The organism is Ruegeria sp. SATB045 (genome assembly GCF_059613525.1).
Window position 1 is genome coordinate 173,324 of the sequence record NZ_JBXWSR010000021.1, and the last position, 21,487, is coordinate 194,810.

Annotated in this window: 19 protein-coding genes; 8 read left to right on the plus strand and 11 right to left on the minus strand. The window is 57.1% G+C overall.

Annotated elements, in window-relative coordinates:
- Window positions 1-26: 26 nt before the first annotated feature.
- The 7 genes from AC2FNR_RS12400 to AC2FNR_RS12430 form a co-directional block, all read right to left on the minus strand.
- Window positions 27-605: a holin family protein gene (locus AC2FNR_RS12400; RefSeq protein ID WP_496849236.1), complete on the minus strand. Its 579-nt coding sequence runs from the start codon at window positions 603-605 to the stop codon at window positions 27-29.
- Window positions 596-1,207 carry a holin-associated N-acetylmuramidase gene (locus tag AC2FNR_RS12405; protein ID WP_496849238.1) on the minus strand — a complete coding sequence of 204 codons (612 nt, stop codon included), beginning with the start codon at window positions 1,205-1,207 and terminating at the stop codon, window positions 596-598. The genes AC2FNR_RS12400 and AC2FNR_RS12405 overlap by 10 nt, the downstream gene beginning before the upstream one ends.
- Before the next feature lie 112 nt (window positions 1,208-1,319).
- On the minus strand, window positions 1,320-1,766 hold the full coding sequence (gene ccmE / locus AC2FNR_RS12410; protein ID WP_170354088.1) for a cytochrome c maturation protein CcmE: 447 nt from the start codon (window positions 1,764-1,766) through the stop codon (window positions 1,320-1,322).
- 7 nt (window positions 1,767-1,773) lie between these two features.
- Window positions 1,774-2,802, minus strand: coding sequence for an N-acetyl-gamma-glutamyl-phosphate reductase (gene argC / locus AC2FNR_RS12415; RefSeq protein ID WP_496849240.1), 1,029 nt, complete (start codon window positions 2,800-2,802; stop codon window positions 1,774-1,776).
- 95 nt (window positions 2,803-2,897) lie between these two features.
- Window positions 2,898-3,707: a glutamate racemase gene (gene murI, locus AC2FNR_RS12420; protein WP_170751072.1), complete on the minus strand. Its 810-nt coding sequence runs from the start codon at window positions 3,705-3,707 to the stop codon at window positions 2,898-2,900.
- Between the two features lie 8 nt (window positions 3,708-3,715).
- The gene (locus AC2FNR_RS12425) at window positions 3,716-4,594 is read right to left on the minus strand and encodes a lysophospholipid acyltransferase family protein (protein ID WP_496849243.1); all 879 of its coding nucleotides are present in this window, start codon (window positions 4,592-4,594) and stop codon (window positions 3,716-3,718) included.
- 80 nt (window positions 4,595-4,674) lie between these two features.
- Window positions 4,675-8,094, minus strand: coding sequence for an indolepyruvate ferredoxin oxidoreductase family protein (locus AC2FNR_RS12430; RefSeq protein WP_496849245.1), 3,420 nt, complete (start codon window positions 8,092-8,094; stop codon window positions 4,675-4,677).
- Between the two features lie 169 nt (window positions 8,095-8,263).
- Between AC2FNR_RS12430 and AC2FNR_RS12435 the strand changes: the two genes are divergently transcribed.
- The 5 genes from AC2FNR_RS12435 (at window position 8,264) to grxD (ending at window position 14,984) form a co-directional block, all read left to right on the plus strand.
- The gene (locus AC2FNR_RS12435; RefSeq protein ID WP_170354083.1) at window positions 8,264-9,169 is read left to right on the plus strand and encodes a LysR family transcriptional regulator; all 906 of its coding nucleotides are present in this window, start codon (window positions 8,264-8,266) and stop codon (window positions 9,167-9,169) included.
- Between the two features lie 278 nt (window positions 9,170-9,447).
- Complete coding sequence (locus AC2FNR_RS12440; protein ID WP_496849247.1) at window positions 9,448-11,697, plus strand: mechanosensitive ion channel domain-containing protein; 2,250 nt, start codon at window positions 9,448-9,450, stop codon at window positions 11,695-11,697.
- Window positions 11,698-11,850: 153 nt separating this feature from the next.
- Window positions 11,851-14,010, plus strand: coding sequence for a phosphoribosylformylglycinamidine synthase subunit PurL (gene purL / locus AC2FNR_RS12445; RefSeq protein ID WP_496849249.1), 2,160 nt, complete (start codon window positions 11,851-11,853; stop codon window positions 14,008-14,010).
- A gap of 125 nt (window positions 14,011-14,135) precedes the next feature.
- Window positions 14,136-14,372: a BolA/IbaG family iron-sulfur metabolism protein gene (locus AC2FNR_RS12450; protein WP_170354080.1), complete on the plus strand. Its 237-nt coding sequence runs from the start codon at window positions 14,136-14,138 to the stop codon at window positions 14,370-14,372.
- A 249-nt stretch (window positions 14,373-14,621) separates the two neighbouring features.
- On the plus strand, window positions 14,622-14,984 hold the full coding sequence (grxD, locus tag AC2FNR_RS12455) for a Grx4 family monothiol glutaredoxin (RefSeq protein WP_170354079.1): 363 nt from the start codon (window positions 14,622-14,624) through the stop codon (window positions 14,982-14,984).
- Here grxD and AC2FNR_RS12460 read toward each other — a convergent pair whose 3' ends face one another.
- Genes AC2FNR_RS12460 through AC2FNR_RS12470 form a run of 3 tightly spaced genes read right to left on the minus strand, consistent with a single transcriptional unit; the run spans window position 14,985 to window position 16,521 of the window.
- Window positions 14,985-15,332 carry an MliC family protein gene (locus tag AC2FNR_RS12460; protein ID WP_170751063.1) on the minus strand — a complete coding sequence of 116 codons (348 nt, stop codon included), beginning with the start codon at window positions 15,330-15,332 and terminating at the stop codon, window positions 14,985-14,987.
- A complete protein-coding gene (locus AC2FNR_RS12465; RefSeq protein ID WP_170751061.1) occupies window positions 15,329-15,724 on the minus strand; it encodes a cell division protein ZapA in 396 nt (131 codons plus the stop codon). Before AC2FNR_RS12465 ends, AC2FNR_RS12460 begins: the two co-directional genes overlap by 4 nt.
- Window positions 15,724-16,521: a hypothetical protein gene (locus AC2FNR_RS12470; protein ID WP_496849252.1), complete on the minus strand. Its 798-nt coding sequence runs from the start codon at window positions 16,519-16,521 to the stop codon at window positions 15,724-15,726. The genes AC2FNR_RS12465 and AC2FNR_RS12470 overlap by 1 nt, the downstream gene beginning before the upstream one ends.
- Window positions 16,522-16,755: 234 nt before the next feature.
- Between AC2FNR_RS12470 and tkt the strand changes: the two genes are divergently transcribed.
- Complete coding sequence (gene tkt, locus AC2FNR_RS12475) at window positions 16,756-18,777, plus strand: transketolase (RefSeq protein WP_496849254.1); 2,022 nt, start codon at window positions 16,756-16,758, stop codon at window positions 18,775-18,777.
- A gap of 161 nt (window positions 18,778-18,938) precedes the next feature.
- Entirely contained in the window at window positions 18,939-19,289 is a 351-nt protein-coding gene (locus AC2FNR_RS12480; protein ID WP_496849256.1) for a hypothetical protein, read from the plus strand.
- Between the two features lie 42 nt (window positions 19,290-19,331).
- Here the strand turns inward: AC2FNR_RS12480 and AC2FNR_RS12485 are convergent, their stop codons facing one another.
- Complete coding sequence (locus tag AC2FNR_RS12485) at window positions 19,332-20,270, minus strand: DUF808 domain-containing protein (RefSeq protein WP_496849258.1); 939 nt, start codon at window positions 20,268-20,270, stop codon at window positions 19,332-19,334.
- A gap of 182 nt (window positions 20,271-20,452) precedes the next feature.
- Here AC2FNR_RS12485 and gap point away from each other — a divergent pair, with 182 nt between their 5' ends.
- Entirely contained in the window at window positions 20,453-21,454 is a 1,002-nt protein-coding gene (gene gap / locus AC2FNR_RS12490) for a type I glyceraldehyde-3-phosphate dehydrogenase (RefSeq protein ID WP_496849260.1), read from the plus strand.
- The last annotated feature ends 33 nt before the right edge of the window (window positions 21,455-21,487 follow it).

A 21,487-nucleotide genomic window follows, 5' to 3' on the forward strand; every position in this document is an offset into this window, starting at 1 on the left:
CCTGAAGGCGCACATAGTGTCGCGGCTCATGCCGTGCGGGCGCGCCTCCAATCGTCCAGTGCCCGGTTTTCGTCAGGGTTCAGCGCGTGCTCGGCTAGGGTTACATCGGTCCCCGGATCAGCCGCGCCAACGGACTTCGCCCGCATATGTCTGAGTTCCGCGATATTCTGCGCAACCACAGGCGCGCGCCGCACTGTCGCCGAAAGCTCGCGTTGCCAGTCCTGCATTTTGGCCTGGTGCCGCGCGCCGAAATAGAACGAAACAATAACCCCCAAAAGCCACCACAGCGGTTCAGGCACAAGGGCGATGCCCTGCATCCGCGCCGCAAACCAAAGGGGGTCCACCATTGCCGCCACAAATAGCGCAAGCGTACCAAGCGCCAGAGCAGGACGCGGCAATCGGTTCAGGCCGTCCATAAAACGGTCGAAATCACCCTTGCGCGGCACGGCATATTCAGCACCGAACTGAACCATTGCCTGCTGTTGAAGCGACAGGTCCCGTTCGGCACCTTTTTCCGCATTTTCACGAAACACTTCGGCAGTTTCGCGAACAACATTCCTTCCGTCCCCAAAAAGGAACGACAAAAAACCCGAGATCAATCCCATCCCGCAACCCTCTGCTGAAATTCCGCATCGCTCAGGTGGTACCCCGGAGAGACAAATTCCTCTGCTCTTCGAATCCACCCACCCTTGTGTCCAGTTTGCGTACGCGCGTATTTCCGCGAAGCAACGCGCCCATCGGCAATCCGGAAATAATAATTCCGACGCGCCACTCCATACGCGTCTCGCAAGGCAATCGGGTCCGGCAGCGCGGCAGTCTTGCTGGCCTTCGCAGCCTGCGGGCCGACAACACCGTCCACTGTGATCTTAAAATCCATTTTCCTCAGAAGATATTGAAGTATTTTAACCGCTTGCGCGCCAGCGTTGACATACATGTCAAAGACAGAAGGTTGCAGTACCTCTGGCAACATGCTCAGTCTTGGGCCCTTGAAATAGTGAGACACGAAAATATCGACAGCCTGTGTTTTTGAGAGGCGCTTAACGTCTTGGCGTGTAATGAATCCATCGCCGGTCAAGTCCAGCCCCAAGCGCCGCATTGTGTGGATCGTGACACCGTATTTTGTCGCGCCGCCCGGATCATCCGGGTCGTCTACAAAGCCACCTTCGCGCGATACGATATCAGTCGCGATCTCTTGAACCGTCTGCATTGCATCCTCCGCTTGAATTCGCACAAAGGCTGCAGTCTCTGGGTTAAGAGCGATCTACGAAAAAGGGCGCTGCTACCGCAACGCCCTATAACAATTCTATCTATTCGAAGGTTCAGCCTTCGCTTGGCTCCACATACACGCCTTGTTCCTTCAGCGCGTCCACAACCTCTTTGGGCATGTAGGTTTCATCGTGTTTGGCAAGAATCTCGGTCGCCTCGAATACGCCATTCACATAAGAACCAGTCCCGATCATGCCCTGGTTTTCTTCGAACAAGTCCGGTAATACGCCTGTGAAAGCGACTGGTACACTTTCCCCGCCATCGGTTACGACAAACGTCACCGTTTCACCCTGCCCGCGAACGATCGAGCCCTCTTCGACCAAACCACCAATCCGGAACACTTCGGTGGACTTTGGCGGCTCTGCGATTACCTCGCTAGGCGAGCGGAAAAAGTTGATACCGTCCTGCAAAGCCCAGCCGATCAATGCTGTAGATGACACAAGGGCCACGACTGCCAGCAGTATGATCTGTACGCGGCGGCGTTTCTTGAGCGACTTCATGATATCCTCATGGGAACAGAGGGGCCATCATCAGGCCCGTTGTTTCAGCTTCACCTAACATCAGGTTGGCGTTCTGCAAGGCTTGGCCACTGCTACCTTTTGTCAGGTTATCCAGGGCACCGATCACGATCGCGCGACGTTCGATCCGGTCGCCAACTACACCGATATGGCAAAAATTCGAGCCCCGCACGTGGTGGGTCGATGGCGTCTCGCCAAAGGGTAGCATCTGGATAAAGGGTTCGTTTTCATAGGTCTTGGTCAACGCCTCGTACACGCTGGCCGGATCGCCTTTGACATAGGTGGTGGCCAGAATCCCGCGGTTCGCGGGCACCAGATGCGGCGTGAACTGGACCTTGACCGGACGGCCTGCCAATGCCGAGAATTCTTGATCGAACTCACCCAGATGGCGGTGGGTGCCGCCGACGGCATAGGCGTTGTACCCCTCGCTAAGTTCGGCGTGCAGGAGGTTTTCCTTGAGCGACCGCCCCGCGCCGGACACTGCGCACTTAAGATCCAGAATGATGTCATCCAGATCAATCACGTTGGCTGAGATCAGCGGGCGCAGCACATATTGCCCCGTTGCCGCGTTACAGCCAGTGCCCGCCACCAGACGGGCGCTGCGGATGTCGTCGCGGTAAAACTCGGTCAAGCCGTAGACTGCCTCGTCCTGCTGCGCCAGAGCGGCATGTGGGTTGCCGTACCATTTTTCATATTCCGCCGGATCACGCAGACGGAAATCGGCGGACAAGTCGATGATCTTGAGGGTCTTGGGCAGATCGCGGATCACTTCCTGACTGGTCTTGTGAGGCAAGGCACAGAAACACAGGTCGATCTGCGAAAAGTCGATTTCGGAAATCTTGCACAGGGTCGGCAGGTCCATGTGGCGCAGATGCGGAAAGACCTGCGCCATGGTCATCCCGGCCTTCCGCTCGGCGGCCAGTGCGGCGATCTCCATGTTGGGGTGTTCGGCAATCAGCCGTACCAGTTCAGCGCCTGTATAGCCCGAAGCCCCTAGAATTGCGATTTTATGGGTCATGTCAGACCTCTTGTTTGCGTGGTGTCACATGTCACGACCGCCGATGCGACGGTCCGGGAATAAATCAGCACAAGGCTGGGCGTCCTTGACCTAAGTCAGACAGCCTCGAACGTGATTTGTCGTCGCAGGAACTGTGTTGCGCGGTCGCTGACCGTGTCGGGCTTGCCGGTTGTCAGGAATCCGCCCTGCCCCCCGCCCCGCATGTTTGGATGACGTTCCAGATAATCCGCAAGGCTTTCGGCGACCAATGCGCCCTGGCTGAATACCTGCACATCCTCACCCAGCGCGGCCTGAAACTCGTCAGCCATCAGCGGATAATGGGTGCAGCCCAGAATGGCCGCCTGCGGTTCGGGCATTTTACGTTTAAGCGCGTCCACATGGCTGCGCACCAGCGCCTCGGCCAGGATCATATCGCCGTCTTCGATGGCATCGACCACACCGCCACAGGCTTGCGCCTCGACATCCACACCGATGGCGCGGAAAGCCAGTTCGCGTTGGAACGCTCGGCTAGAGACCGTCGCAGGCGTTGCAAACAGAGCCACATGCTTGACCGCAACCTCGCGCGGAGGGCTGTTGTCTCCCCATTGCCGTTCGGTCAGCGCCTCGATCAAAGGCACAAAGACGCCGAGCACTCGCTTGCCCTCGGGCACGCCCTCTTCCTGCATCCGGCGCAGAGCCGCGGCGCTGGCCGTGTTGCAGGCCAGAATCACCAGATCACAGCCCCGGTTCCAAAGCTCATTAACCGCGCCGCGTGTAAGCTCATAGATGTTCTGTGCATCCCGCACGCCGTACGGAGCGTGCGCACTGTCCGCGTAGTACAGGAAATCCAAGTCCGGCAGACGTTTCTGCGCGGCGTCCAGAACGGTCAGACCGCCCAAACCAGAATCAAAAATACCTACTGCCATTAGCCCCTTCAGGCGCGATGCCGTTCCTCAAACTCATAGCCGTAGTCATAGGACTCTAACGGCGTTGGAGACAGCTCATACGTGGCTTTGCGCAGGAAATCCATCATCTTGCGCGTGTCCTTGGCCAGAGGGTCCAAAACGTCGCGGCCGATGGGCTCTCCGACCACCACTTTGACCGGAGTGTCGACGCGCTTTTTGAACTCTTTGATCAGCAAGCCCATGCGCAAAGTGTTGTGCAGATGGCTGGCGACCTGAAACAGGCGCGAGGTGTGGCCCTCAAAGAATACCGGCACCACCGTTGCGTTCGACTTGGCGACCATGCGCGCCGTAAACCCGCGCCAACCCGGATCCATGGGGTATGAGAACGGTTTGACCCCGGTGCTAACCGTGCCACCGGGGAAAATCCCGATCGCTCCACCCTCATCCAAATAATTCAGCGCGGTTTTGCGGGTATCCAGATTCAGATTCATCGCCTCTTTCGTCTCATCGAACGAGATCGGCAGGATGATGCGGTTCAAATCTTCGGCTTTGCGGAATACGCGATGGGCCAGTATGCGGAAATCGCCCCGAGCCTGAGACAGGATGTGGCCCATCATCATCCCATCCAGAATGCCGTAAGGATGGTTGGCGATCAGGATCAGCGGACCGGTCTGAGGGATGTTGGATAACGCGCCACCGACTACATCCAGCGACAAACCATACCGGTCCACCATAACCGACCAGAAATCGCGCCCCTGCGCGACCTCGTGCTCGTACCCATCCGCACGCTTGATCAGGCGCATGCGGCCTGTGGTATTCTCCATCAGTTTGATCACCATCCGTCCGCCTTTCGTTTCGGCAGAATGGGCATAAGAAATGTCACGAGCGACGTGGCGGCGCGAGGGCATGGTTGTCTCCGAAACTTGCTGCCTGCAATCTATGTGCGGCTAACAATCTTGCCTAGTGATCGTGACAGTGTTGTGACGATTTACTCGGCCGCTGCGCGCAAATTGGGCCCTCCGCTACGGATCGTTGACAAAAGTTCCTCTCGGCGTTTCGCTGCCTTGGCTTCGTTTTCCTGAAGCACCGGGCCGAAGCCGCGAATATCCAGTGGCAGTTCGGCCAAAGCGATGACGGCATCGCGGGTCTCAGAACTGATCAGCGGAGTGATCTCTTTGAGATCACGCTCGTATTGCTTGATCAGAGCTCGTTCCATTCGGCGTTCTGCGCTGTACCCGAATATATCCAGGGGCGTCCCACGCAAGGCTTTCAACCGGGTCATCAGCTTCAATGGCCCCAGCATCCACTCGCCATAAGTTCTTTTCCGCGGCCGACCATCCGGGCCTGTACCACCAAGGATCGGCGGCGCGAGGTGGAACGTCATCTTGAAGTCACCATCAAATTCGGTCTCCGCTTTTTCGCGGCTGGACAGCAAAAGACGCGCGACCTCGTATTCATCCTTATAAGACAGCAGCTTATGATACCCTTTTGCAACGGCATCACGGATACCCTTATCTTCGAATGTTTCGACCAGTCTGCGGTACCGTTTCGCGAGCCGCGCACTTTGATAAGCGGTCAGGTGATCGGCGCGAAAACTGATCATTTGATCCAGCGTCTTGGGTAGTTCAGCCACACTGGGCCGCAGAATTTCCGCGACTTTTTCCGGATACAGAACCGCCCAGCGACCGATATCAAAAGCCCGCTTGTTTCGCTCTACAGCCGTTCCGTTCAGTTCGATCGCCTGAAGGACAGCCGAATGGTTGATCGGAAGCAAACCACGCTGCCAAGCGGCCCCGAACACCATCATGTTGGAATAGATCGAGTCGCCCATCACTGCCCGCGCCAGATCAGTTGCGTCGAACAGCCAGACATCCTCTTTCAACCGCGCCTGTAAAGCCAGCTCGAGACGATCGCCCGGAATCCGGAACTTGGTATCGCGCGTGAAATCACCGGTGACCGTTTCGTGGCTGTTGACGACGGCACCAGTTTGCCCCGACCGGGTCAATCCCAGAGTCTTGGCCCCGGCAGAGACCACCAGATCACCCCCTATCAGCGCATCGGCTTCTCCTGTGGCGACGCGGATCGCGCTGATATCTTCGGGTCGGTTGGCCAGACGGCAATGGATGTGTACGGCACCCCCTTTTTGCGCCAGCCCGGCCATCTCCATCATCCCGGCTCCTTTGCCGTCGATCTGAGCGGCCTGAGCCAAAACAGCACCGAGCGTGACAACACCTGTGCCGCCGATACCCGTGATGACCACGTTATGCGTGCCTATGATCTTCGGCAGTGTCGGCATCGGAAGGTCTGGCAGGTCGATCTCGGTCGTTGCTTCCTTGCGGATTTTCGCACCTTCCAGCGTCACGAAGGACGGGCAGAACCCCTTGAGGCAGGAAAAGTCTTTGTTGCAACTGGACTGGTCGATCGCGCGCTTCCGGCCGAGTTCAGTCTCTTTGGGCACAATCGACACACAGTTCGACTGAACGCCGCAATCGCCGCAACCTTCGCAGATATCGGTGTTTATAAATACCCGCTTGTCGGGGTCAGGAAAGGTACCGCGCTTACGACGGCGGCGCTTTTCGGCGGCACAGGTCTGTACATAAACCAGGACCGAGACACCTTCGACACCGCGCAATTGTTCTTGGACCTGCATCAGCTCGGCGCGTTCGTGTGTTTCGACACCCGCAGGCAAGGCTTTGAAGTTCACATCTTCCTTTTCATCATAGACCAGCGCGACGTCTTTGACGCCCATAGCCTTAACCTCTGCCACGATCCGTTCCGCGGTCAAATCGCCTTCATTTCCCTGACCACCAGTCATCGCGACGGCATCGTTGAACAGAATTTTGAACGTGATGTTGGTGCCAGCCGACAGGGCCGCGCGGATCGCTTGAACGCCCGAGTGGTTATAAGTTCCGTCACCAAGGTTCTGGAAAACGTGATCCGTGGTCGAGAACGGCTCTTCCCCGATCCAGTTGGCCCCTTCTCCACCCATCTGCGTAAAGCCCGAGGTGCTGCGGTCCATCCACTGGACCATGTAGTGGCAACCGATCCCGGCATAGGCCCGGCTTCCATCCGGCACCTTGGTCGAACTGTTATGCGGGCATCCCGAACAGAAATACGGCAGACGCGTTGCGATCTCCTCCGCGTTGTCGGCACGCCGGGCCTCGGACAGCTTGGCTAATCCGGCGCGAACTCCATCGGTGTCACGGCCTTCCTCAATCAGAATTTCGCCAAGCTTTTCAGCGATCATGTTGGGGTCCAATGCCCCTCGGGTCGGGAACAGTTCTTCGCGATGCAGAGTACCCGCACCGCCCTTGTACCAGCCATAAACACGACGCCCCCGACGGTCGTCAAAGATTGCCTCTTTAACCTGAACCTCGATCAGCTTGCGCTTTTCCTCGACGATTACGATCAGATCCAGACCTTCTGCCCAATCGTGAAACCCAGCCATGTCCAATGGGAATGTCTGGCCCACCTTGTACGTCGTGATGCCCAAACGCTCGGCCTCGGCTTCATCGATGTTCAGAAGAGACAGCGCATGGGCCAAATCCAACCAGTTCTTGCCTGCGGCAACAAACCCGATTTTTGCGCCGGGTTTGCCCCAGACACGTTTGTCCATCTTGTTGGCGTGCGAGAACGTCTCGGCCGCGAAGCGTTTGAAGTCTATCAGTCGTGCCTCTTGCAGGTGCGGCGTGTCCACCAGCCTGATGTTCAACCCGTCCTGAGGCATATCAAAGTCAGGGACGACAACGGACATCCGATCTGCGCTGCCATCCACGACCGAGGTGACCTCGATCGTGTCCTTCATGGTCTTTAGACCGACCCAAACCCCGGCAAACCGGCTAAGGGCAAATCCATAAACACCATAATCCAGAATTTCCTGTACGCCTGCGGGGCTGACGATCGGCATATACATGTCAACCAGCGACCATTCTGACTGATGCAGCACGGTCGAGCTTTCACCGGTATGGTCATCCCCCATAGCCATCAATACGCCGCCATGGGTCGCAGTGCCCGCCATGTTGGCGTGGCGCATCACGTCGCCGGAACGGTCTACTCCGGGCCCTTTTCCGTACCAAAGACCGAAAACCCCATCAAACTTGCCATCCCCTCGAAGACCCGCCTGTTGACTGCCCCACAAAGCAGTTGCAGCCAAATCTTCGTTTAGACCGTATTGAAAGGTGACATCGCTTTCGGCCAATTGCTTTTGAGCGCGCATCATCTGTTGATCAACCGCCCCAAGCGGAGAACCACGGTAGCCGGTTACAAGCCCGGCAGTATTCAGCCCGGCCTGACGATCCCGTGCCTTTTGCATAAGCATCAGACGCACCAGCGCTTGGGTGCCATTCAACAAAACCTGGTTCTTTTCCAGATCGAACCGGTCATTCAAAGTTACTTGTGGCTTACTCATCAAACGCCTCCCCACGTCAGATCAGTGTGCTATCTTTAATTGCATATTAGGTCATAAACTATGACCTGTATAGGGATTTTCCCATAAAACATAAGGATTTCACCGTTTGAATGTAGAAGTTGTTACCTATTTCATATAGGCGTTCCGAAGGATAACGAAAGTTGCGGCGATGGATTGGGATAAGCTTAGGATATTTCATGCGGTTGCAGATGCGGGCAGCCTGACCCATGCGGGCGATAGGCTGAACCTGTCGCAATCCGCCGTCAGTCGACAAATCCGAGCGCTGGAAGAGTCTCTTGATTCGACTCTTTTTCATCGCCACGCGCGTGGTCTGATCCTGACCGAACAGGGTGAGTTGTTGTTTGACGCCACCTCGGCCATGTCTAAACGCCTGGACGCTGCTGCGGCACGCATTCGCGACAGCGAAGAAGAAGTCTTTGGTGTTCTTCGCGTCACCACAACTTTCGGTTTTGGAACCCTATGGTTGGCCCCGCGTCTGCCAAAGCTGTACGAACAGTATCCCGACCTCAACATTGACCTGATGTTGGAAGAGCGGGTTCTGGATCTTCCTATGCGCGAAGCCGACGTGGCCATTCGGATGAAAGAACCCAGCCAGGCAGATCTGGTGCGCAAAAGACTGATGACAGTTCAGATGCAGCTATACGCGACACAGGAGTACATTGAGGAAAACGGCACCCCTCAAACGTTGGAAGACATTTCCAACCATCGACTGATCTGCCAGACCCCCGCTGCCCCACAAGCTGGGGCAAGCGCTGCCATGGTGCGGCATCTTATGACTTATAATCCGGGGTCCTTGCTGACGGTGAACAACTATTTCGGTGTTCTACAAGGCGTACTGCACAATTTGGGCATCGGCGTGTTGCCAGACTACGTGACACAAGATTTCCCCCACCTCGTTCCGCTTCTGGCAGATATCGAAACTGCGGATGTCCCCGTTTATCTCGCCTACCCAGAAGAACTGCGGCACTCCAAGCGCGTGGCCGCGTTCCGCGATTTCGTTCAGGACGAAATTATTGCGCAACGTAAACAGTTGAAGCAGTTGGGAAAGCTGTAGCTATGCGCCTTAAGCATAGCGGGCATGATCACTCAACAGCATGAAACATCTTGATCGTTCATAAACTGATCCCTAAATGAGCACTCGAAGACGGTGATGCTGAAACGCTCATCATCTTCATACCTCCCTGTTGGACTACGGCCGAGCTTAGTGCTCGGCCTTTTTTTTGTTCGAACTTTAGATTTTCGCACGCCACAGGGGAAACATCTGGGAAAATCTGACACTTATCCCTATTATCACGAAAAAATCATCAAGACGTGAGTTCGAGGACAGATTCGATGTTTCACCCCATTCGCCTCATTTTGGCGATCATTTCCGTCATTTGTCTGTCGGCGCCAGTGCTGTCACAAGAGAGCAGCACAACCAGTCCGACTACGCCTATCGCTATTCCCGAAGACCTCACACCTGAACAGGTGGATGATCTGGTCGCGCGGATGTCTGACGACCAGGTTCGCGCCATTTTGCTGGACCGGCTAGACGCCGTAGCAGAGGAACGCGCCGCCGAGGCCGCTGACCGCGAAGACCCCATCAAGGAATTAAATGCCATCTGGGAGGCAATGGTTGCCTCGTGGACGCATGTGTTGACGACCATTCCGAACCTCATCAGCGCTCAGGTTCATGCTACCGAGAACTTTATCGGCACATTTGGTTCAACAGGCGCCCTGACCCTGATGGGTATTGTTCTTAGCGTATTGGTCGTTGGCTTCATTGCTGAGAAGCTGTTCTACCTCTTGACGCGAAAATGGCACGAAAAGTCAGGCATGCACGAAGACAACGACCTGCGGGGAGCTGTTCGCTTTCTGTTCCGCCGCTTTTGCCGAGAAATCGCCGGACTGGTAGTGTTTTACGTAGTCATCCGAGCAGTTGGGCGTGGATTGATGACGCCAGAACAGATCACTTATGCCGCACCTTTCGTCTTCTATCTGATCTGGGTTCCCCGTCTAGGTGCTGCTGCGTCGCGTTTCGTACTGGCACCCAACCAGCCGCATTACCGACTGGTCAACATTGACGATCATTGGGCAAAGTTCCTGCACCGCAATCTGATTGGGTTGCTGATCCTGATCGGTTTGACGCTGTTTACAGTGCACTTCAACGCGCTCAACGGCATCACCCCCGGCGAAACCCGTATCGGTTTCTGGCTGAACGCAGGCATTCACATCTATATTGGTGTCATCGCCTGGAAAGCTCGCGAAGGCCTGACGCAGATGATGCTGGGCACTGACCCGGATCACACTAAGTTTGACGAGGAAGTTGCCTACTATTACCCCTATTTCGCCATTGGCGTTTCAGCGGTGATCTGGCTGCTGGTTGAATTCCTAGCCGCACAGCGAGATCCAGTTCTTCGATCGCTGTTGCTGCAAGGTGCGCATTTCACCACTATGTTCTGGCTGCTGATAGCGCCCGCACTGGATACGCTGATCCGCGGTCTGGTGCGTCACTTGCAACCTCCGATGCTAGGTGAAGGTCCGGTGGCCGAACGCGCGTATAAATCGACCAAGCGCAGCTACATCCGTATCGGGCGCGTTTTGGCCGGTATTCTGGTCATCTTGATGATTTCACGCGCGTGGGATCTGAACCTTCAGGAAATCGCTGGTGGCGGAGATGAGTCCGGCAGCAAACTGGTGCAGTTTTTCATTATTATCGCCATCGGCTATATACTTAATGAGGTCATATCGCTGTGGATCAACCGCCGTCTGGCCAAAGAACACACCGCCAATGGCCAAAGTCCTGATGAAGAGGCTGGCGAAGGTGGCGGTGCCGGTGGCTCGCGTCTGGCGACGGTGCTGCCGCTGCTACGAGTCACCGCGCAGGTCGCGATTGCAGTGATCTTTGTGTTGTTGGCGTTGGGCGCGTTGGGCATCAACATCACACCACTGCTGGCCGGTGCTGGTGTTCTGGGTCTGGCCATCGGCTTTGGGGCACAGAAGCTGGTAGCAGATATCGTTGGTGGGATTTTCTTCCTAGTCGATGACGCTTTCCGCGTGGGCGAATACGTCGATGTCGGCGGCACCACCGGCACGGTCGAAAAGATCTCGATCCGGTCCATGCAGCTGCGTCACCACCGAGGCCCAGTCCACACCATCCCCTATGGTGAGATCCAGAAGCTGACCAACTACAGCCGTGACTGGGTCATCATGAAGCTGAAATTCACCGTGCCTTTCGATACTGATCCCAACAAGGTCAAGAAGATCTTCAAGAAGATCGGAGCCGAGATGATGGCCGACGAAACCCATAAAGACGGGTTCCTGCAGCCCTTCAAATCACAAGGCGTATTCGATTTCGACGATGTGGGCATGATCATCAGGGGCAAGTTTATGGCCAAACCAGGCAAGCAGTTCACGCTGCGCAAAGAAATCTTCAACCGGGTGAAGGCCTCGTTCAAGGAAAACGGCATCGACTTTGCCCGCCGTGAGGTGCGTGTTGCCATTCCGGGCCTGGAAGACGCCGACCACCTGACTGAAGAGCAGAAGGCCGCCGTTGGCGCCGCGGCTGCCGACGCAGCGAACCAACAGCAGAACCCGGCCTAAGCCAAAACCTGACTGCAAAATAGGCGGAACCGGCCTCTGGTCGGTTCCGTTTTACTTTGGCGCGTAACGCCTGCGCTGACTTGACCCTTCCCACGGGCGCATCCTTGCCCTACAAGGCGCGCAATCTCGGCCCATTTGGACACAGGACAGAAGATGCAAGAGCCCGCAATCACACCCGATCTGATCGCCGCACACGGGCTGAAGCCCGATGAATATGACATGATCCTCGAGATCATCGGGCGCGAGCCGACCTTCACCGAACTGGGCATCTTCTCGGCCATGTGGAACGAGCATTGCTCGTACAAGTCCTCCAAGAAATGGTTGCGCACCCTGCCCACCTCTGGTCCGCAGGTGATCTGCGGTCCGGGTGAAAATGCGGGTGTGGTCGATATCGGCGACGGTCAGGCCGTGGTGTTCAAGATGGAAAGCCACAACCACCCCTCGTATATCGAACCCTATCAGGGCGCGGCGACCGGCGTGGGCGGCATCCTGCGTGACGTCTTCACCATGGGCGCGCGGCCCATCGCGTCGATGAACGCCCTGTCCTTTGGCGAACCTGCACACCACAAGACCCGCCAGCTTGTGAATGGCGTGGTTGAAGGTATCGGCGGTTATGGCAACTGCTTCGGTGTGCCCTGCGTGGGTGGCGAAGTGCGGTTCCACCCCGCCTATAACGGCAACTGCCTTGTGAACGCCTTTGCTGCCGGTCTGGCCGACAGCGACAAGATTTTCTACTCAGCCGCGTCTGGCGTCGGTATGCCCGTCGTTTATCTGGGTGCCAAAACCGGCCGTGATGGTGTTGGTGGTGCGACCATGGCCTCAGCCGAATTCGACGATACAATCGAAGAAAAACGCCCCACCGTTCAGGTCGGCGACCCCTTCACCGAAAAGCGCCTGATGGAGGCGACGCTGGAACTGATGCAGACCGGTGCTGTGATCTCGATTCAGGATATGGGTGCAGCTGGCCTGACCTGTTCCGCCGTAGAAATGGGCGACAAGGGCGGCCTTGGCGTGCGTCTGGATCTGGAAAACGTACCCCAGCGCGAAGAAAACATGACCGCCTATGAGATGATGCTGTCGGAATCTCAGGAACGGATGCTGATGGTCCTAAAGCCCGAGCTGGAAGCCGAGGCCCGCGCCGTGTTCGAGAAATGGGATCTGGACTTTGCCATCGTCGGCGAAACGATTGCCGAGGACCGTTTCCTCATCGTCCACAATGGTGAGGTCAAAGCCGATCTGGTGTTGTCGAAACTGTCCTCGACCGCGCCGGAATATGACCGCCCGTGGGTCGAAACACCTGCGGCCGAGGAATTGGCCGAGGTCCCTCAGATCGACCCGATTGACGGTCTGCGCGCCCTGCTCGCCTCGCCCAACTATGCAGGCAAGCAATGGGTGTACGAACAGTACGACACAATGGTGATGGCCGACACCGCCCGCACCCCCGGCCTCGGCGCGGGCATGGTTCGCGTGCATGGAACAGACAAGGCGCTAGCCTTCACCAGCGACGTGACGCCGCGTTACGTGCGCGCCAACCCGATTGAGGGCGGCAAGCAGGCAGTGGCCGAAGCCTATCGCAATCTGACCTCCGTTGGGGCCACTCCGCTGGCGACCACCGACAACCTGAATTTCGGCAACCCCGAAAAGCCCGAGATCATGGGCCAGTTCGTCGGCGCGATCAAAGGCATTGGCGAGGCTGTCGCCGCGCTGGATATGCCGATCGTATCGGGCAACGTCTCGCTCTATAACGAGACCGACGGCCAGGCGATCCTGCCGACCCCCACCATCGGCGCGGTTGGTCTGCTAAACCACACTGATGAGATTATCGGCAATGAGGTTCGCGAAGGCCATGTTGCGCTGGTCATCGGCGAAACCAAAGGCCATCTGGGTCAATCCGCCCTGCTTGCTGAGGTGTTCAACCGCGAAGACGGTGACGCGCCCCATGTCGATCTGGACGCCGAAAAACGCAACGGCGACTTTATCCGCGCCAACCACGAGATGATCAAAGCCTGCACCGATCTGGGCGACGGCGGCCTTGCGCTGGCCGCGTTCGAACTGGCCGAGGCGGCTGGCGTGGGGGTCTGCCTCGATGATGCTTCGACCGAGTTCCTGTTCGGCGAGGATCAGGCGCGCTATCTGGTCGCCTGTAACTTTGATCAGGCCGAGGCACTGATGATCGCCGCCGGTCAAGCAGGTGTTCCGCTGGTCTCGGTTGGTCGTTTCACCGGCGAGACAGTCAAGATCGGAGGATCCGAGGCCGCTCTGAACGAATTGACCGCCACCTTCCGCAGCAGCTTTGCCGACGCTGTGGCCTGATATCGCCTTCGCAAACCAAGATGAAACCCGCGCTTGGACCGGCGTGGGTTTTGTCGTCCCAGGACCACTTGCGCGCCCCGCTTTGGCGCTCTACATCTTGGGAAAGACCTTCAGGAGTGACCTACATGCCGATGAGCGCCCACGAAATCGAACACCTGCTGCGCGAAGCCTTTCCCGATGCGGAAATTCAGGTCGGCGGCAGCGACGGCGTGCATATGTCAGCCATGGTCGTGGACGAAAGCTTTCGCGGCAAAAACCGGGTTCAACAACAGCGGGCGGTCTATGCGGCCTTGAAAGGTAAGATGGACGGCCCAGATGGAGAGTTGCACGCGCTGGCGCTGACTACAAAAGTGCCGGAGTAACATGGAGCATTTGATCGCACTCACAATTGCGATTTCTGTCTTTGTCCTGCTAATCGGACTGTTAGCGTGGAACCACTCAAAGACCGGCCGCAAAACAGGACGAGGATCTCTGCCTGCGCAGGACAAACACATTCTGCACTCGTCTTACAAGTCGCATGACGGTGCAATTCGTTCAACGCAGACCCATATTCCAAAAGACCCACAAGACTTCGCCAAAGCGATGATGCCGAAGAGCAAAGGAAACGCGAAATGACTGACGTGAAAACCCAGATCGACGAAACCGTCAAAGCCAACGATGTGGTGCTTTATATGAAGGGCACCAAGGAAATGCCTCAGTGTGGGTTTTCGTCCCGCGTGGCTGGTGTGCTGAACTATATGGGCGTCGACTATGCCGACGTGAACGTTCTAGCGGATGAAGAGGTCCGTCAGGGCATCAAGGATTATTCCGACTGGCCGACCGTGCCGCAGCTTTACGTCAAAGGCGAATTCGTCGGCGGTTGCGACATCATCACCGAGATGACCCTGTCGGGTGAGCTGGACACGCTGTTTGATGACAACGGCGTTGGTTACAACAAAGAAGCCGCCGACAAGATCCGCGAAGCAAACGCCTGATCACCGGCTGGAGCAATTCTCTAATATAACCTGCTCGCTGGCGGCATCCCCTGTCGCCAGAAAGCTGACCGTTGCATCCCAACCTTTAGACCGCAGAATATAGGTGCCGCCGTTGCCTTCGGATCTGTACTGGATTCCCGATCCACTTATACTCTGCTCTAACGCGATCAGTTGATTGTCGACCAGCATGGCCGCGGCGCTCGAGCCGTCCGAGGCATTAAAGAACACCACCTCAAGCGGAACGGCATTGTCGCAGGTGAAGGTAACAGGGAGAACGTCGAGTTCCGCCCAAGCGGTGTTTCCCAACACCGTCGCCACGAAAACAGCAGATATCCGACGCAACATCATCCCGCAGTCTTTTCTTCCACAACCGAGGCAAGCGCTTCGGCCCGAGCCGCCAATTCAGCTAGCGTGTCTGTCACGGAAGGCGGCACAACCGCTACCTCGACCCTTTCGGGTTCAGGCTGCGGTTTGTTGCGCAAAGCCTGAATTTCGGCCTCGGCCTCGGCCAATTTTGCTTGCAGGGAACTAATCTGATCTTCCGACGCGGCCGTTTTGTCAGCAAGCATGAGGCCGGCCATCAGCAGCATTCTGGACTCGGGCATTCGTCCTATTTGATCAGAAAGAACCTGTGCTTCGTCGTCCAACATCTTAGCGGCGGCTTGCAGGAACACTTCTTCCCCGTCCTGACATGAGACGTCAAAACCCCGCCCACCAATTTGAATGGTTACCTCGGGCATTACTCCACCTCTCCTTCAGCCAGCTTGGCTTGCGACAAAAGCGGCTCTAGTCGCGCCAGCACAGCATGCGCTTCGGCCGCGTCCGTGGCCTGAGCGGCTCGGGTCGCTTCCAGTTCGGCTACTGTTGCGCGATTTAGAAGTTCGGCATCCGGCAAACCGCCCTCGGACGCAGCGCGCAGCTCATCGACCGAATTGCGCAACTGTTCATTAGCCTTGCGCATACGCTGCAGATCGTCATCCAAACGGGACATAGCCGCGCCATGACTATTGCGTTCAGCGCGCAACATCTCAAGCTCGGCACTTAACTCAGCGACCCGCTCGCTATCAGCCAGTTCCGATTTCAAACGCGCATTCTCGGCCTTCAACTCCTCTGCCATGCTTGCAGTCGCCTTCAACCGATCGTTCTCCGCCTTCAAAACAGCAAGCTCGTCCTGATCTTCCAAGGCCGCCTTGGCTTCCGCAAGCTCTGCGCGGGCGGCTTCCACCGCGGCCAGTTTCGCGGTTGCTTCAGCCAATTGCTCGCGCAAAGCTCCATTTTCCGGGTGTTCAGCAGGAACCGAACGCAAGCTCTCCATATCGGCGCGCATTGCGTCGACTTCCTGTTCATGACGTTGCTTGAGGGCTCTAAGACGCTCTTCCAATTGCGCATTTGCTACACGTTCGTCATCCAGCGCGGCACGCAGCGTTTCATCTTGCGCGCGCGGAGGTTCTGACATTGCACCCATGGCGTCCACACTTGCACCGATACGTTCCATCGCGACAACAATACGGCGCTGTAATTCTTCGATCTGGCTCATGCCCCTGCCACCTCTTTATCAAGGTTCCGTGTGCTGCGGTTCATCCGAATCAACTTAATTCACGAATTGGTCTAGTCTAACCGAATGGCGCGGAAAATACCCACTGTTTGCTTTCAAATACTTGAGCCGCGTTCTTGAAGCAGTTCGCCCTTGTAACCCCCGGTTCTGCTTGCACTTTGAGGACTGAGTGGTATTCAGCGCGCAATCTGCCTGTAATCCAAAGGAATAACGCCCGTGGACCTGACTGCGCTGCGCAATGCAAACCCCGAACATTGGGACAAGGCTGCGGCCATCCGCACATTGACCCTTGATGCCGTCGCCGCCGCCAATTCCGGCCATTCCGGCATGCCGATGGGCATGGCCGACGTCGCGACCGTGCTGTTCGAAAAGCACCTGAAATTTGACGCCTCGGCGCCGAACTGGCCCGATCGCGACCGGTTTATCCTGTCTGCAGGTCACGGCTCGATGCTGATCTATTCCTTGCTCTATCTCACAGGCCACGCTGACGTCACTCTGGACGAGATCAAAAACTTCCGCCAGCTGGGCGCAAAAACTGCGGGCCACCCCGAGAACTTCTTGGTCAATGGCATCGAGACCACCACCGGCCCATTGGGTCAGGGCATCTCGAACGCTGTAGGCTTTGCAATGGCCGAGGAAATCCAGCGCGCGCAATACGGTAAGAAGGTCGTTGACCACTATACCTATGTGATCGCGGGCGACGGCTGCCTGATGGAAGGGGTCAGCCAAGAAGCCATCACCCTTGCCGGACGTCATGAGCTGAGCAAGCTGATTGTTTTCTGGGACAACAACAACATCACCATCGACGGCACCGTGGACATCGCAGACCGCACCGATCAGGTGCGCCGTTTCGCGGCCTCAGGCTGGCATGTGATCGAGATTGACGGACACGATCCGCAGGCCATCGACGCGGCCATCGTGCAGGCGAAAAAGTCGAACAAGCCGACCATGATTGCCTGCGAAAGCCACATCGCATTGGGTCACGCAGCGCAGGACACTTCGAAAGGCCACGGTGCGCTGACCGATCAGGATCAGCTGAAAGCCGCCAAAGAAGGCTATGGCTGGCCGCATGGCGCGTTTGAAATCCCCGCCGATGTGAAATCCGCATGGGAAGCCATCGGTGCACGCGGTGCCGCAGAGCGCGCGGCATGGGAAGAACGTTTCGCACAAATCTCGGAACGCAAGCAGGCAGATTTCAACCGCGCCTACGCATTTGAAGCGCCCAAGAAACTGGCCGGCGCGATCCGCGCGTTCAAGAAACAAGCCTCAGAAGACCAACCGAAACTGGCCACCCGCGCCTCATCGGAGAAAGTTTTGAACGTCGTCAACCCGATCATGACCGAGACCGTGGGCGGTTCGGCCGACCTGACGGGCTCGAACAACACCAAATCTGCTGATATGGGCGTGTTCCTGCCGGAAAATCGCAAGGGCCGTTACATCCATTACGGTATCCGTGAACACGGCATGGCCGCTGCGATGAACGGCATGGCGCTACATGGTGGCATCCGCCCGTATGGCGGCACGTTCATGGCCTTCACCGACTATGCGCGTCCGTCGATGCGTCTGGCAGCGTTGATGAAAATCCCTTCGGTCTTCGTGATGACCCACGATTCCATCGGTCTGGGCGAAGACGGCCCGACCCACCAGCCGGTCGAACATCTGGCCATCAGCCGCGCGACGCCCAACACCTATGTGTTCCGCCCCGCCGACACGGTTGAAACAGCAGAAGCCTGGGAACTGGCGCTGACCTTCAAGGAAAGCCCCTCGGTCCTGTCGCTGACTCGTCAGGGCGTACCGACCGTGCGCAAGGATCACAAAACCAAGAACCTGTCCGCGCAAGGCGCCTATGTTCTGGCCGAGGCCGAGGGCAAACGTCAGGCCATCCTGATTGCCACCGGCTCTGAAGTGTCGCTGGCGATGGAAGCCAAGGCGATGCTTGAGGCCGAAGGCATCGGTACCCGTGTCGTCTCCATGCCCTGTATGGAGTTGTTCGCCGAGCAGGACGAAGCCTATCGCAAGCGCGTGCTGCCCGCTGGTGCCGTCCGCGTCGGGATTGAGGCCGCTGTGCGCGCCGGTGGCTGGGATCGCTGGCTGCTGGGCGAGCGTGGCCGTGAAGCCAAAGCCGGGTTCATCGGCATGTCGGGCTTTGGTGCTTCAGCCCCTGCGGGTGAGCTGTATAAGCATTTCGGCATCACTGCCGAGGCCACCGTTGCCAAAGTCAAGGAACTGCTGGGTTAATTCCCGACGTCAGTCCAAAGGAAACAGGCGGTCCGCATGGGCCGCCTTTTTTTGCGCCCTACCCTCACAGACTGGTGAGGCGTCGTGATCCCACCTGCCCTATTTCGTAGGCCGTAACGTCTTAAGTGCTGGAGGCAATGCAGTTACAGGGAAGTTTAGAAATGAAGAAACACGCCGTACTGAGCGCCGTAGCAGTTATCCTGGCTGCCCCAGCATTCGCGGGGGATTTCGCTAGCAAGGAAGAAATTCAAAAAACGATGGCCGACCACACCTATCCAGGCGGTATGCTGTCAGGCGCGTTTACCGAGTATTATGCAGCCGACGGTACCATCAAAGGCGAAGGCTATTCGGGCAAGTGGGAAGCAACAGATAATGGGATGTGCTTTCAGTATGGCGATGATCCCAAAAACTGCTGGGACCTGAAAATTGACGGAGCCGCCGTTACCCTGGTTGAAGATGGTAAGATTGACGGGTCTGGCGTCGTGGTAAAAGGCAACACTAACGGGTTCTAACTCCAATCCGCGCCGCCGAAACTGCGGCGCGGATTTTATTTTTCAGTGGGATTTTAACAGTTTCGTCGCCGGGGGGATTAGTACCATCCCCCAAGCCAGTCCGAATACTCCGTCCATGGCGGCCTTGGCGATCCACTCCACGGCACCCTCGTATTGAGCAGAAACCATATGGCCCACCGCATAGGCCCAGTCGTGAATGTGGTGGCCCAGCCAGCCAAAGCCCAAAACCTCGAGCCCGTGGATGATGATCGACCCGCCGACCCACAGCATCGCGGCGGTCCCGACGATAGAGAGTACTTTCATTACAATCGGCATGGCTCTGACCAAGCCTCGCCCGGTTCCGCGCCCGATCGGGGTTGGTGCGTTCTGCGCCAGAAACAGGCCCACATCGTCCATCTTCACGATCAACGCCACCGAGCCATAGACCGCCACCGTCACACCTATCCCGACAACAGCCAACGTTGCCGCCTGCATCCAGATGTTCGGCGCCTCGATGGCGGCAAGCGCGATGGTCATGATTTCGGCTGACAGGATGAAATCGGTCTTTATTGCACCTTTGACTTTTTGCTCTTCCAGATGGCCCGGATCACGGATTTTCATATCCTCGTCGATGACGTGGCTGCCATGGGGGAAGAGGACATGGAAAATTTTCTCAGCCCCCTCGAAACATAAATATGATCCGCCCAGCATCAGCAAAGGCGTGATCAGCCAAGGTGCGAAATTAGCCAGCAACAGCGCAACGGGCAGCAGCAGCACGATCTTGTTGAAAACCGAACCGCGCGCGATGCGCCAGATGATCGGCAACTCGCGCGCCGGGGCGAAACCTTGCACGTATTTCGGCGTCACGGCGGCATCGTCAATGATTACACCCGCCGTTTTGGCCCCGGCCTTGCCCGCCGCAGCAACAACATCATCAACCGACGATGCCGCAACTTTTGCAATTCCGGCAACATCGTCCAGCAATGCCAAAAGACCGCTCATGCCTAGTTCCTTCCTGTAACCAGCCGCAGGTGGACCCTACCTGATCTTTCAGCTAGCGCAAGCGTTAGCGATACCGGAGAAGGTTTGCGCTAACACGTTAAAAATATGTCACTTTTACTCTTTTGAGAACGCGTTAGGGCCGCTATATCGCCTGCAACGCAAGCGCATTTTGGAGACGTCATATGACCATCAAGGTCGGCATCAATGGTTTTGGCCGTATCGGCCGCTGCACCCTGTCGCATATCGCGGCATCGGCCCGCAACGACATCGAAGTGATCAAGGTCAACGCAACCGGCCCGCTGGAAACCACGGCGCATCTGCTGAAATATGACAGCGTCCACGGGCGCTTCCCCCGCGACGTCTCGATCGAGGGCAACACCATGGATCTGGGCCGCGGCCCTATGGAAATGTTCTCGACCTACGACATGAACGAGCTGGACTGGGAAGGTTGCGACGTCGTTCTGGAGTGCACCGGCAAGTTCAATGACGGCCTGAAGGCCAAGACTCACCTTGAGCGTGGGGCGCAAAAGGTTCTGCTGTCTGCACCGGGCAAGAATGTAGATAAAACCATCGTCTATGGCGTGAATCACAACAGTCTGGCTGTTGACGATAAAATGGTCTCAAACGGGTCTTGCACCACGAACTGCCTTGCTCCGCTTGCCAAGGTTCTGGACGAAGGCATCGGGATCGAGCATGGCATCATGACCACGATCCACGCCTATACTGGCGACCAGCCTACGCTGGACCGTCGCCACAGCGACCTGTACCGCGCTCGCGCTGCCGCTATGTCGATGATCCCGACTTCTACCGGTGCTGCCAAGGCGCTGGGTGAGGTTCTGCCGAACCTCAAAGGTCGTCTGGATGGCTCGGCAATCCGGGTTCCGACCCCGAATGTATCCGCTGTTGACCTAACATTCCGCGCCGGTCGCGACGTGACTGTGGATGAGGTGAACGCGATTGTCCGTGAAGCCTCGCAAGGTCACATGCAGCGCGTTCTGGGTTACGAACCTGCTCCACTGGTCTCGACAGATTTCAACCACACTGAGGAAAGCTCGATCTTCGCTCCGGACCAGACCCGTGTTGTTAATGACCGCATGGTGCGCGTTCTGGCGTGGTACGACAACGAATGGGCCTTCTCAGTTCGCATGGCCGATGTTGCTGTGGCAATGGGTCGCCTTAACTAAGACCCGTTTGAATTCTTGAACCTTTTTGCCCGC

What these genes read in the sequence shown, in the direction of transcription:
- AC2FNR_RS12400 (WP_496849236.1), bottom strand. Translation starts at nt 605, where the DNA reads ATGGGATTGATCTCGGGTTTTTTGTCGTTCCTTTTTGGGGACGGAAGG.
- AC2FNR_RS12405 (WP_496849238.1), bottom strand. Translation starts at nt 1,207, where the DNA reads ATGCAGACGGTTCAAGAGATCGCGACTGATATCGTATCGCGCGAAGGT.
- ccmE (WP_170354088.1), bottom strand. Translation starts at nt 1,766, where the DNA reads ATGAAGTCGCTCAAGAAACGCCGCCGCGTACAGATCATACTGCTGGCA.
- argC (WP_496849240.1), bottom strand. Translation starts at nt 2,802, where the DNA reads ATGACCCATAAAATCGCAATTCTAGGGGCTTCGGGCTATACAGGCGCT.
- murI (WP_170751072.1), bottom strand. Translation starts at nt 3,707, where the DNA reads ATGGCAGTAGGTATTTTTGATTCTGGTTTGGGCGGTCTGACCGTTCTG.
- AC2FNR_RS12425 (WP_496849243.1), bottom strand. Translation starts at nt 4,594, where the DNA reads ATGCCCTCGCGCCGCCACGTCGCTCGTGACATTTCTTATGCCCATTCT.
- AC2FNR_RS12430 (WP_496849245.1), bottom strand. Translation starts at nt 8,094, where the DNA reads ATGAGTAAGCCACAAGTAACTTTGAATGACCGGTTCGATCTGGAAAAG.
- AC2FNR_RS12435 (WP_170354083.1), top strand. Translation starts at nt 8,264, where the DNA reads ATGGATTGGGATAAGCTTAGGATATTTCATGCGGTTGCAGATGCGGGC.
- AC2FNR_RS12440 (WP_496849247.1), top strand. Translation starts at nt 9,448, where the DNA reads ATGTTTCACCCCATTCGCCTCATTTTGGCGATCATTTCCGTCATTTGT.
- purL (WP_496849249.1), top strand. Translation starts at nt 11,851, where the DNA reads ATGCAAGAGCCCGCAATCACACCCGATCTGATCGCCGCACACGGGCTG.
- AC2FNR_RS12450 (WP_170354080.1), top strand. Translation starts at nt 14,136, where the DNA reads ATGCCGATGAGCGCCCACGAAATCGAACACCTGCTGCGCGAAGCCTTT.
- grxD (WP_170354079.1), top strand. Translation starts at nt 14,622, where the DNA reads ATGACTGACGTGAAAACCCAGATCGACGAAACCGTCAAAGCCAACGAT.
- AC2FNR_RS12460 (WP_170751063.1), bottom strand. Translation starts at nt 15,332, where the DNA reads ATGATGTTGCGTCGGATATCTGCTGTTTTCGTGGCGACGGTGTTGGGA.
- AC2FNR_RS12465 (WP_170751061.1), bottom strand. Translation starts at nt 15,724, where the DNA reads ATGCCCGAGGTAACCATTCAAATTGGTGGGCGGGGTTTTGACGTCTCA.
- AC2FNR_RS12470 (WP_496849252.1), bottom strand. Translation starts at nt 16,521, where the DNA reads ATGAGCCAGATCGAAGAATTACAGCGCCGTATTGTTGTCGCGATGGAA.
- AC2FNR_RS12480 (WP_496849256.1), top strand. Translation starts at nt 18,939, where the DNA reads ATGAAGAAACACGCCGTACTGAGCGCCGTAGCAGTTATCCTGGCTGCC.
- AC2FNR_RS12485 (WP_496849258.1), bottom strand. Translation starts at nt 20,270, where the DNA reads ATGAGCGGTCTTTTGGCATTGCTGGACGATGTTGCCGGAATTGCAAAA.
- gap (WP_496849260.1), top strand. Translation starts at nt 20,453, where the DNA reads ATGACCATCAAGGTCGGCATCAATGGTTTTGGCCGTATCGGCCGCTGC.